Origin of the sequence: Polynucleobacter sp. MWH-UH25E (assembly GCF_018687095.1) — a bacterium.
In the GTDB taxonomy this organism is placed as follows: domain Bacteria; phylum Pseudomonadota; class Gammaproteobacteria; order Burkholderiales; family Burkholderiaceae; genus Polynucleobacter.
Genome location: NZ_CP061286.1, coordinates 1,670,908 through 1,683,074 on the forward strand (window position 1 = coordinate 1,670,908; position 12,167 = coordinate 1,683,074).

The 12,167-nt window shown below is 44.3% G+C and carries 8 protein-coding genes; 2 read left to right on the plus strand and 6 right to left on the minus strand.

Going from position 1 to position 12,167, the window contains the following annotated elements; translation table 11 throughout:
- The 5 genes from ICV39_RS08685 to ICV39_RS08705 all read right to left on the minus strand — a co-directional run.
- A partial coding sequence (locus ICV39_RS08685; protein ID WP_215389693.1) for a VCBS domain-containing protein occupies nucleotides 1-1,643 on the minus strand: 1,643 nt, incomplete at its 3' end.
- A 62-nt stretch (nucleotides 1,644-1,705) separates the two neighbouring features.
- On the minus strand, nucleotides 1,706-2,023 hold the full coding sequence (locus ICV39_RS08690; RefSeq protein WP_215389694.1) for a PilZ domain-containing protein: 318 nt from the start codon (nucleotides 2,021-2,023) through the stop codon (nucleotides 1,706-1,708).
- Between the two features lie 240 nt (nucleotides 2,024-2,263).
- Nucleotides 2,264-3,442 carry a GGDEF domain-containing protein gene (locus ICV39_RS08695; protein ID WP_215389695.1) on the minus strand — a complete coding sequence of 393 codons (1,179 nt, stop codon included), beginning with the start codon at nucleotides 3,440-3,442 and terminating at the stop codon, nucleotides 2,264-2,266.
- Nucleotides 3,432-4,310 carry a phosphate/phosphite/phosphonate ABC transporter substrate-binding protein gene (locus tag ICV39_RS08700; RefSeq protein ID WP_215389696.1) on the minus strand — a complete coding sequence of 293 codons (879 nt, stop codon included), beginning with the start codon at nucleotides 4,308-4,310 and terminating at the stop codon, nucleotides 3,432-3,434. Before ICV39_RS08700 ends, ICV39_RS08695 begins: the two co-directional genes overlap by 11 nt.
- A gap of 170 nt (nucleotides 4,311-4,480) precedes the next feature.
- Nucleotides 4,481-5,473, minus strand: a complete 993-nt coding sequence (locus ICV39_RS08705) for a tetratricopeptide repeat protein (protein WP_215389697.1) — start codon at nucleotides 5,471-5,473, stop codon at nucleotides 4,481-4,483.
- Between the two features lie 174 nt (nucleotides 5,474-5,647).
- Between ICV39_RS08705 and ICV39_RS08710 the strand changes: the two genes are divergently transcribed.
- Both ICV39_RS08710 and ICV39_RS08715 read left to right on the plus strand, forming a co-directional pair.
- On the plus strand, nucleotides 5,648-7,924 hold the full coding sequence (locus ICV39_RS08710; RefSeq protein WP_215389698.1) for a CHASE2 domain-containing protein: 2,277 nt from the start codon (nucleotides 5,648-5,650) through the stop codon (nucleotides 7,922-7,924).
- Between the two features lie 32 nt (nucleotides 7,925-7,956).
- The gene (locus ICV39_RS08715) at nucleotides 7,957-8,748 is read left to right on the plus strand and encodes a 3',5'-cyclic-nucleotide phosphodiesterase (RefSeq protein WP_215389699.1); all 792 of its coding nucleotides are present in this window, start codon (nucleotides 7,957-7,959) and stop codon (nucleotides 8,746-8,748) included.
- 109 nt (nucleotides 8,749-8,857) lie between these two features.
- On the opposite strand, the gene ICV39_RS08720 is transcribed toward ICV39_RS08715, so the two are convergent.
- Nucleotides 8,858-12,167, minus strand: a 3,310-nt coding sequence (locus ICV39_RS08720; protein ID WP_251372671.1) for an Ig-like domain-containing protein, incomplete at its 5' end; no start/stop codon positions are given.

A 12,167-nucleotide genomic window follows, 5' to 3' on the forward strand; every position in this document is an offset into this window, starting at 1 on the left:
TCACCGATAGTTAAAGTACCACTCGCAGAACTAGATGTACTTGCAGGTTGGTTGCCATTGTTAATGCCACCTAATTCAGTGACATCACCAGTGCTTGTACCACCAATCACTGCAGCATCGTTCGTGCCTGTAATGGTTATAGTGATCGTATGCTCAGTGCCATCAGCGGATTTGACTGTGAATACCTCATCTTTTTGCTCACCTTCACCAAGATACTGAACTTTGTCATTGTCGACTAAATAGCTCCAGTTACCATTTTCATCAATAGTGAGATTACCCAATGTACCATCTTTTGGTGCAACAGAGTTATTGACAATACTTGACTCATTAACATCTTGATCAGTTACTGTTAACTTACCAGTAGTGCTTAATGTTGGTTTTGTGAAATCTTCTGTAACCGAGCCCTGGTCTTTATTGGCGCCAGAATCAAAAGTGGCAGCGTGATTAAAGTCGGTAATAGTTGCAGTAGCTGAAGGTGCTGAAGTGATTGAGGAATGGTCATCATGGTCATCATAGTCATCGCCATGATCTTCACCCAAGGAAATTAACTGAACACCATTTGTTTTTGCAGAAGTAATGGTTGCAACAACTGTTTCACCGCCCTCTTTAACAAAATCTTCGTTAGCGTGAACGGTAAATATTGCTTCTTTCTCACCCTTTGGAATGGTGATAGTGTAGTAAGCCTTACCATCATCTGAAACGGACTTAACGGATCCATTTACAGAATAGTCAACTCCCTTGGTTGCCGTACCGTTGAGCGCAAACTTAATAACGGTGTCTGAATTTGAGGCAGTGCTGAGGGAAATTTTGTAATGAATATCACCTCTTTCAACAACAGTTTTATTGGTATCTGTAACGTCTATACTAACTGTTGGAGGAACATCTTTAACTTTAATCGTTGCACCAGCGTCATCGCCTTTGCTTGAAACGTTTAAGTTTGTATTATTGGTGTTGGCAGAAAGAATTTTTGCAGTAAGTGACTTGTCACCACTGAATAAATTGTCATTGTTAAACCTTACGCTTACATCCACAGAAGAGCTAAATGCGGGTATGGTCACTTCAACTTTTCCGCTTGAATCAACAGAGAGCGGCTGATTTCCAACGCTTAGGCCGCCAGACTTTGCCAACTCCAATGCATTTCCGCTTAGCTGAAGAGTTACGGTAGTGTCGCCAGAAGAGACATGGTCGAGATTAATCTTCAAATTACCAATACCACCTTCGCTTACTGATTCGCCAGTTGACTTAAGGGTAACTTTAGGAATGTCATCGCTATCTAAGATAGTTGTTAAAGCAGATTTTGCAGTTAACCCACCTTTAATTCCATATGAATTGGTAAAGTTATCAAGAACATTAATCCCAAGTGTTTTATTGCCATCAAAGATATTGTCATCCCTGTCTTTAATAGTAATTTTTCCAGATGTCTCACCTTTTTTAACTAATACCTCGTAAGTATTTGTGGCCGCGTCTACTAGCCGTACATTGCTATTGAGAATTACATTTGCATCAGTTTCTGATCCAGTTAACTGAAATCGTACCCAAGTATTTTCCGATGCTCTGGACGTATTAATAGTGAAGGAGAGTGACTCACCTTCTTTAGCGCTAGAACTTGATGTAATAGTGTCGATAGTTAAGTTATCTGCCATTTTTTAAATCTCCTGAACTGAGTTCACTTATTAATTAATTACTTGGTTTTAGTTATTTACTGCTATTCGGTTATTGCTTGTAATTCTTGATTGATGATCTTGGTGCCGAGTTTGATCTTGCCGTCTGCTTGTTCAACACGCACTACCTCTGCTTCACACACCAACTTCATCTTTGCTCCCGGGGTATCTAATTCAACCCAAAAGGAAATAATGGATCCTGGTTTATGGTTTGCATCCAACTCTAGGAACATGCCTGTTGCACTGATGTCCTGAGTCATACCCTTGGCGCCACCTTTTGCATGCACAGGAAACGTAGCCTTTACGCGTGGCGAACGATCCCTGGGGGTTGGGCTTTTTCTGAGTGGATTTGACTTAACCATGGAAGAGATAATAGGTTTCCTTGATTTAAATCAAATGAGATGCGACTACTTTTAAATTAGTAGTTGCAGGACTGATTTAAGAGGGGTATTTTTAGTACAAGTACGGGATAGAGCTTAGTACTTATCAACTACTATAATGAGCAATGCTAAGACTGCTCAAATTATCTATATAAATCAATAACTTATAGGTATTTATTGGAGAGAAGAGATCTCGAATCTGAGGTGAGATTTAGATCCTCTTCAGACTTTCTTCTCCAAAAGTGGCATATTTTTATGGAAATGCCAGCCGTTTTTTCCATGCTTTTTAGCCTCATACATGGCCTCATCCGCATGCTCCACCATTTCTGCAGGGGTGGAGTTATCAAATGGGTACAAAGTCACGCCAATACTGGCTCCAATGGTCACTTTGTCATGCTGCAGCTTGATGGGCTTTTGGATGGCCGTTAGCACCCGTCTTAAGAGGTAATGGGATTCCTGCTGGGTCTGTATGCCCCCTAGCAACATGACGAATTCATCTCCACCAAGGCGTATGACCGCATCATCCCCACGAATAGTTGCCCGCAAACGCTGAGCCACCTCAATCAATACCTCGTCACCCGCTGTATGGCCAAGGCTATCGTTCACCTGCTTAAAACCATCTAAATCCAAAAAACAAATAGCCAATAGACCGCCTTGCTGATGGCAATTGCTAATTGCCTGCTCCAACAGCGGAATTAGAGCACTGCGGTTGGGTAATTTTGTGAGGGCATCCACATAGGCAGCGCTCGCTAGCAAATCATTAGACTCAATCAGAGCGTTCTCACCAGCCTCAATCACCCTGAAGAACCTTCTCATAATCACAATGATGATGGAGATCAGGGCCAGGAAAACTAGGGCAACGCTAAGGATGATGTTTCGCTGCAAGGTATTGAGAATTTGATCATCTGTTTGGGTTGACATTTCTATCCGTAGCCAACCGAGAACAACACCCGCCCTCACCTGGTACCAGAGCGTGACAACGCCACTATCTTGGGTTTTAACTAAATCTGAGGTCGTATTAACCGGAGGGCTTATAAATGGTTGATCAAAAACTAGACTCACTTCTCCAGAATTGGTCTTGGATTTTGCTAAGTTCAAAATCACATTACCCTTAGTGTCGGTAACTGTGACGGAAAGCATATTCTCATTAGCCAGCGTATCTACTAGCCTAGATTCCAACTCCGTGTAGTCCCTTGTGACTATAGGATCACTAATAGCGACAGCAACGCCCTTAATCAAGGCCTGCTCACGGCGATCTTGAGTGACGCGCAACAAATTATTAATACTGTAATAAGTCCATACGCTAGTAAAGATCATCAAAATCAAGACCAACCCAGAGATGGTGTAAATAACCTTGGGGAGCGCTATTTGACTAGCGCTACGGCGACGTTCAATTCGCATCGTTCACCACAAATTTATCCAAATCCAAATTCTCCAAAGCTTGATAGTCTTGTTTATAGCTTACTGCAATCGGATCAGGCATTTGTATTCCCTCCAATAACGCTTCGGAGGAAGGATCGCGCTTCAGATTCATGAAGCCCTCCATCACAGCTACATTGATACCCTGTGGCACACGTGGATGCACGGCAAAAGGATGTGGCCTAAAACCAGGGCTAACATACAAAATTCGCAAACGCTCACGCACCTCTAAGCGCTCGCGTAAAAAAGTTGCGTTGACACCCCCTCCTGCAGCGGCATCACCCAAAATCACTGCACGATAGACATTACCGTGAGAGCGTACATATACCGGAGTAATCGGAACATGCGCTTTAGAAAAAAGGGATCGCATTAATAGAGAGGCCCCAAATGCGTTGGGCGATGGGAAGGCTACTTTTTGATTCTTGAGTTCGGCAATGCTGGTAATGGGGCTATCTGCTTTCACAACAATAATGCCATCGAGTAATTGCTTTCCATCAGCTAGCAAAGGATCATATCCCTGCGCGCGATGAGCCATCACTAAATGATAGGGATTCATAAATGCAAAATCCGCTTTACCGCTCATCACAGCTTTTTCAAAGGCATTGATACTAACGGGAATTTGCAAGTCAAAACAAGCCTTAGCGCTCTTTCCTACTCGCTCTAATACAGGTGCCCAAGTTGCATACAACTGCGTTGGAGCCAATTGAGGAACAACATACACACTTCGTACCACTACCGCAGATTGATCGCCTATGCAAGCAGCATGAACTTCAATAGCTACGCTGACACCAAACAACAAAGTCGCATAAGTTAGAACATTAAGACCAATGGTTTTAAGTGATATCAACAAATTACACAATCAAAATGGTGTTAAGGTTTTTTAAATTTTTCTTAATAGTTAAAGCCATATTGGCATCACAAAAAAGTCATTTTTAGAAAAGTTAGGGTCGCTGCCAATAAGATCTAGTCGCAATACTGACCATTTAACCCAGATTACGTTTAAAGAAGGTGCTCAATCTACTATTGAATTAGCTTTCTGCCTTCTATAGCGGAGGGATAATCAGGTTGGAGCTTTAAAGCCATGTCAAAACTCATCAAGGCTTCAGAACTCCTTCCAAGATCCAGAAGTGCGTATCCACGATTGCTATAAGCCTCTGCATAGGTTGAATCCATCGCTATAGCTTTATCAAAGTTTATCAAAGCCTTTTCTGCCTGCTTTATGTTTCTGAGAATCACACCACGATTATTGTAGGCTGCTGCATAGGTTGGCCTTATTTCAATGACTTTGTCATAACTCTGTATTGCCGGTATGAATTCATTTAACTGCGCTAAAGCATTTCCCCGGTTGAAAATCGCCTCAACAAACTCTGAATTAATGGCAATTGCTTTGCTAAAACTATCGATGGCATCACGAGGTCTCTTAATACTATGCAGCAAGATTCCACGATTGTTGAGGGCTTCTGCATAACCTGACTCCAAATCAATCGCCTGATCATAATGCGACAACGCCTCTGAGACCATACCCGCTTTTACTAAAACATTCGCCAAATTATTATGCGCCTGAGGATTGACGGGGTTAATCACGAGAGCTTGATCGAATAATTTTCGCGCCATCTCAAGATCGTTCATTTGTGCGGCAATTAATCCCATCGAATGTACGGCATCAAAATATAGCGGTGCTACCTTCAAAATCTCCTGGTATTGGGACCATGCCTCTTCGAGCCTTCCACCGAAATGCAAATCAACTGCCTCATTAAATAGGTTTTCAAGCAAATCAGATTGCTTCTTTGAAACCTTCTTCTGTTGGGGCCCAGATTTAAGCTCTTTTGCTATAACCTCATTAGATTCATTTGAGGCAACATTATCTTGAGTTTCTACCTGAGGCTTGCGTTTAGCTTTAGTACGGTTAGGAGCCGCCACCTTTGAGTTTTCTCGATTTCTAGATTTGGTAGATTTCGCCTCTTCCATAACGGCTTTTTTGTCCTTTATAGAAGTTTTGGGTGTTTTTGACATAGTGAATCGTTTGGTATTGGGTAAATTAAATGACTCCTAAGTCAATATATCACTCGTCGTGCTTTCTTTTGTAAAAACGTTGCTAAATATGATAGTAAATCACTCCCCTTATTATTAGCCCTATAACTGCTATGATTTTATTAATTCAATCCCGACGCTAATCACCCAAAGCCTATGAACCCGAAGATCTGCGAGCGCCTTGCCGCCTTAAGAAAAAGACTTCCCCGTTTAGTCCTGGGGTTTGCAATTGTAGGTCTATTTGCCACCCAAGCAGGCGGCTGGCTCGCTTTACCATTCATTGAGCGTTTGGATGGAATAATTTATGACGTGCGCCTGCGCTATACCGCCCCAGGAGGTCAAGATCCTCGGGTGGTCATTGTGGATATTGATGAAAAAAGTTTACGTGAACGCGAGGCTGGTGGTGAGGGTCGCTGGCCGTGGCCACGTGATCGCCTAGCACTCTTAGTCAACCGCCTAAATGATGATTACAACGTCTCTTTGACAGGATTTGACGTTATCTTTTCAGAACGAGATGAATCTTCAGGCATTCGAACGATTGATCTCTTGTCCAAAGGCGAATTAAAAAATGATGCAGGATTTCAATCGCAATATAAGCGCATTAAACCTCTGCTGGATTTAGATAGTCAATTTGCCAATAGTTTCAAAGATCGCTTGGTTATTTTGGGATATAGCTTTCTCATCCCTGGTGATAAAAATAAAAAAGGGGTATTGCCTGCTGCGGTATTTACAGCAAAGCAAATTCCATCATCTACTGCAGACCCCATGGTTCGTGAGGGTTTTACAGGCAATCTAGCCCTACTTCAAATCAACGCAACTGATGGTGGCCACATTAATCCCATCATTGATCATGATGGCATTATTCGGCGCATTCCGATGCTGGTTTCTTATGAAGGCAATTACTATGAATCCCTTGGTCTCGCAAGCGCTAGAGCCCTATTGGGTAGCCTTCCTCTGAAAGCGCTAGATGCTAACGGGATTGAACTAAATGAGAAAACAAATTACTTTGGTGCACTAGAATTCCTTGATGTTGGGGGCGCTATGTTGCCAGTCGATAGTCAATTAGCAAGCTTCATTCCCTACCGAGGGCCATATAAAAGCTATGAGTACATTTCTGCAAGTGATGTACTCAATAAAACCGTTGCCAAAGAAAAACTTGAGGGCAAAATTGTATTAGTAGGGACGACAGCGCCAGGCTTGCTGGATTTACGCGCTACTCCCGTAGGGAATGCCTATCCAGGTGTAGAGATCCATGCAAATATGATCACTGGAATATTGGATGGCACGATCAAGCAAGCCCCCTTATGGACATATGCAGCCAATCTGGCTCTCATAGTTTTGCTCGGCCTTTGTTTAGCTTTAATTCTGCCTTTTTTGAGCCCAATGAGCAGCACATTGGTTGCTCTCTTGGGTATTGGGTTGATGACGAGCTTAAATCTTTTTGCCTACAATAAGGGCATAGTTTTACCACTCGCCTCCTTGTTAAGCACATTGCTAGGCGTCTACTTATTCAATATTGCTTATGGCTATTTCGTAGAATCTAAAAATAAACGTTTAATTACCGGCCTTTTCGGACAATACGTACCCCCTGAGTTGGTAGATGAAATGGCACAAAACCCTGCCAACTTTAATATGGAGGGTGAAAGCCGTGAGCTCACAATCCTATTTAGTGACGTACGAGGTTTTACAACCATTTCTGAAAGTTTGGATGCCAAAACCCTCTCTGAGTTTATTAACGCATTCTTAACGCCATTTACTCAAGTTATTTACGCTCATCGCGGCACAATTGATAAATACATGGGCGATTGCATCATGGCATTCTGGGGTGCCCCAATTTTGGATGCTGATCATGCGCGCCACGGTGTTCAATCAGCATTCGAAATGCTCAAAGCAATGGAGCGTCTAAATGATGAATTTATCAAAAGAGGATGGCCACCAATTAAGGTCGGCATAGGCTTAAATAGTGGTCGCGTGAGTGTAGGCAACATGGGATCTGAAATCCGCCTCGCCTATACCGTCATGGGCGATGCCGTGAACTTGGCCTCTCGCCTTGAGGGCATCACTAAGGAATATGGTGCTGCCATCATCATCGGCGAAGAGACCTACAAAAAACTTCCAGATTTAGTGGCACGTGAAGTAGATAAGGTGCGCGTGAAAGGCAAAGACATTGCTGTAAAAATTTATGAGCCACTCGGTTTCGAAGGCGCGGTTTCTGAAGAGAAATTGGTCGCCCTGAAATTATTTGAACAGGCCCTGCAAAGCTATCGTCGTCAAGATTGGGATGTTGCTCAATCCCAATTTGAGACATTACTCCATCAACATTGCAGTACGGGTGAAGTTCTCTATGAGCTGTACCTAGAGCGTATTCCTCAGCTACGCGCCAATCCTCCTGGCGAGGATTGGGATGGTAGCTTTACTTTTACCAAAAAGTAAGCTAGCCAGCTAAGATCAAGATAAAATCATTTATGACCTGTACTTTACGAGTCTTAGGCTGCAGCGGTGGTATTGGCGCGGACCTTCGCACAACCTCCCTACTACTCAACGACAATCTGTTGATCGATGCTGGCACGGGAGTGGGCGACTTATCGTTAGATCAATTACGAAAGATTGATCATGTTTTTTTAACGCACAGTCACTTAGACCACATTTGCTGTTTGCCTCTTATGGCCGATGCGGTAGGAGGCTCTCGACGCACACCCTTAAATGTCTATGGTATCCATGAAACCATTCATGCCTTGCAAGAACACATTTTTAATAATGTCATCTGGCCAGACTTTACAAAAATCCCGAATGCTGAAAATCCATTTATCTCGCTTCATATAATAGAGCTCAATGAACTCATGAAGTTTGATCAATTCACCATTACCGCCCTGCCGGTTGCTCACAGCATTGCGGCAAATGCCTATGCAATCGCCTCCGAGACAAGGACTTTGGTCTTTAGTGGCGATACTGGTGTGAGCGATGATTTTTGGCAAGCCATTAACCAACAAAAAAACCTCAAACATCTCATTATTGAAACTTCATTCCTAGATCATGAGGAGGAATTAGCAATTGCATCCGGACATCTATCCCCGTCTCTTCTGATGCAAGAGCTCGGGAAACTCGACCAAAAAGTATGTCACCCAGAATTTCAGGTATGGGTTTGTCACCTAAAGCCCGATGGCGCTGATGCCATCATGCACGAGATTAGTGATCACACAATTAATTCCGTGACACAGCCCCAAAAACTGACCAGCAATACCGTGCTGCATTTTTAGATTGCATATTGCAGTTTTAGGGTGACTCCAAATAGACTAAAACATTCAGCCCCTTTTTAAGGGGCTGAATGTTTTGCGCTAAGGCCGGCCTGATTAATAGCTGGCTAAATTAGCCGTGCCAAGTAATCTTGTCGGCATGGCTAACATCGTGAACAACGCCGTCTGATGTCGTAATTTGCACATTGACATCAGTGACTTTTGCACCATTCTTGAAGAACTCAACCGTTTGCGTACCGTTGATGGTGGATTCTTGATGAGTTACTCCTGCATCCATCACTTTTAATGTCCAGCCATCACCGCTAATGCTAGCCGTACCGGTATCACCAAGGAAACCAGTAGCACTCTTGACATCTACGATATCGGTCCAAGAAGCTTGTGTTCCAGTTGTCGGATTACCCAGCAAGGCTTGAGAATCAACTTCTACATAGTGAGAACCCGATATACCAGCTCCGGTATTGGCATTGTTGACATCAACGAGATAGGTTGAGCTTCCAATCGTAATGCTCACCAAGTCATGGGTTGAACTACCATCGGTAGCATCAATCTTCATGGTATTAGTCAAACTAGTCGCAGTGGACAATAAGGTACCAAAGTCGACTTTGTCTCCATCCCCGCTATTGAAGTCAGTGATTTTCTCAATCGTGGCTGGTGTAGTGGTTAGATCCGTAATGGCCGCATACTTAAAGGTATCAGCACCTGCGCCACCAGTGAGCGTGTCAGCTCCGCCACCACCAGTGATGGTATCAGCACCAGCACCGCCTGCAATAGTGTCGACCCCAGAACCACCGGTAATAATGTCAGCCGTACCGCTACCAATTAACGATGTACCAGTTCCAGCGTTTACTAACGTGTAACCGGAAGTTCCAGTGCTTGACGCAGATAAGTCAATTGTGTTGCCTGAGGTATTCAAGGTAACAGTACCACCATTGTTGATGGTTAGGCTGTCTGCAATAAATCCACCAGCACTTATCGTTGCAGTAACAGTATTACCACTTGTGACATACAGAGCATCTCCTCCCGCGCCTAAACTAGCAATAGTGGTTTTTTGAGTGCCAGTGTGCCCCTCAACTGCGTAAATATCATAACCAGAACCACCAGTTAATGAAACGCCAGAACTGTCTATCAGAATATTGCTTCCAGTAGCAGAACCAGTTAAAGCTGCGTTGTAAATCTTATTAACGCTATCTGTTGCAGTATTGGAAACTAATGCACTCGGATCAGTTACAGAATAAGTCAGGGATGATGTGAAGGTTCCACTACCAGGCTTAAGGGTAAAAGATATTCCAGAATGGGTAATGGTCGTATTAGAGTCCCCTCCAGCAATCGAAGAAATATTCATTGCTGCATTTTGAGGATCAACGTCATTTTTAGTCAACCAACTATCAAGCAATGTAAGAGAGGTACCTGAAGAGGCATTCAAATAAATACTCTCTGCATTTGCTGTAGGAGCAGTCGAAGCTGTTGATACAACAAGAGTACCAATTGGATTTTGCGCAACCGTTGAGGGAGTTAGCGCATTACCTGCAGTATCTAATAATGTACCTCCGTTAAGATTGAGGCCAGTAATAGACAAATCGGACGTCGACTGTCCAGCACCAACTGTATGACTAAATACCAGAGATGAGGTACCACTTCCACTGACATAAGATGCTGTTCCCCCATCACTTAAAGTTAGTGTTGGTGAGCCTGTTACGTATACAGATTCAGATGTTGTAAGCGTGAGTGTTACGACACTATTTAAATTAAGCGTTCCTGAACCAGATGTAATTCCAGATCCTGTTGCAACTGCAGTAGTAACTACTGGCGCCGCGGTATCCACCGTCAAGCTCAGACCACTAGAGACGGTGGAGACATTACCAGCCGCATCCGTTGCTTTGGCGGTTAAGGTGTGAGCGCCATCGACTAGGCTATTGAGCGTAATGCTAAAGGTGCCACCGGTAGCCACACCTGTACCCAGTACGGTAGTGCCATTGGTGTCATAGATCGTGACAGTAGAACCAGCTTCGGCAGTACCCGTCACGGTTTGCACAGCATTGTTCACATAACCAGCTGCATTCTTGGCAGCATCGGCTAAGGAAGTCGGTGCTACTGGTTTTACTGTATCCAATATAAAATTTGTGCTACTAGTAGAGCTCACATTCCCAGCGCTATCAGTAGCTACTGCAGTAACAGAAATTGTCCCATTTGTTAATGCTGTAAGGTTACTGCTAGATAATGTTACAGCTTGATCCACACCTGTTGCAGTTAAAGTCTTTGTAACGGTATGAGAGCCATTTGTGAATGTGACTACGATATTGCTTCCATTTTCTGCGTTAACCAATACAACACCGCCCCCCTGAGTTGCCTCAGCAGAGGTGGCGCCACCACTAACACCTGTGCCAAGCGTCAATATTGGGGTGTTTGGCCTAACAGTATCCACCGTCAAGCTCAGACCACTAGAGACGGTGGAGACATTACCAGCCGCATCCGTTGCTTTGGCGGTTAAGGTGTGAGCGCCATCGACTAGGCTATTGAGCGTAATGCTAAAGGTGCCACCGGTAGCCACACCTGTACCCAGTACGGTAGTGCCATTGGTGTCATAGATCGTGACAGTAGAACCAGCTTCGGCAGTACCCGTCACGGTTTGCACAGCATTGTTCACATAACCAGCTGCATTCTTGGCAGCATCGGCTAAGGAAGTCGGTGCTACTGGCGCCGCGGTATCCACCGTAATAGCGTATACAGAGCTGGTACCACTTGGATTACCAGCAGCATCGGTAGCCGTTGCGGTGTAGTTGTACGTACCGTCGTTTAAGGTGCCGATCTGATAAGACCAAGTACCATCAGAACCCACGACAGCCGTGCCGAGCTTAGTAGTGCCCTGGAATACAGCAATGGTAGCCCCTGCTTCACCAGTACCTTGCAACATCGGGGTTGGATCATTGGTCAAGTGATCGTTGATCGTGCCAGAGTCTGTGACAAAGCTAGTGATGCTTGGAGCATTCGGTGCTGCGGTGTCAACGGTAATCGCATACGCACTCGTTGCCGTGCTGGTATTACCAGCAGCGTCGGTAGCCGTTGCAGTGTAGTTATAAGTACCGTCGTTTAAGGTGCCGATCTGATAACTCCACTTACCATCTGTACCGACGATAGCGGTACCCAATGGGGTGGCAGAAGTACCCTGATAGATCGCAATGGTAGCCCCTGCTTCACCAGTGCCTTGCAACATTGGGGTTGGATCATTGGTCAAGTGATCGTTCGGTGTACCAGAGTCGGTAGCAAAGCCGGTAATGGCCACTACAGGCTTAGTTGTATCCACCGTAATAGCGTATACAGAGCTGGTACCACTTGGATTACCAGCAGCATCGGTAGCCGTTGCGGTGTAGTTGTACGTACCGTCGTTTAAGGTGCCGATCTGATAAGACCAAGTACCATCAGAA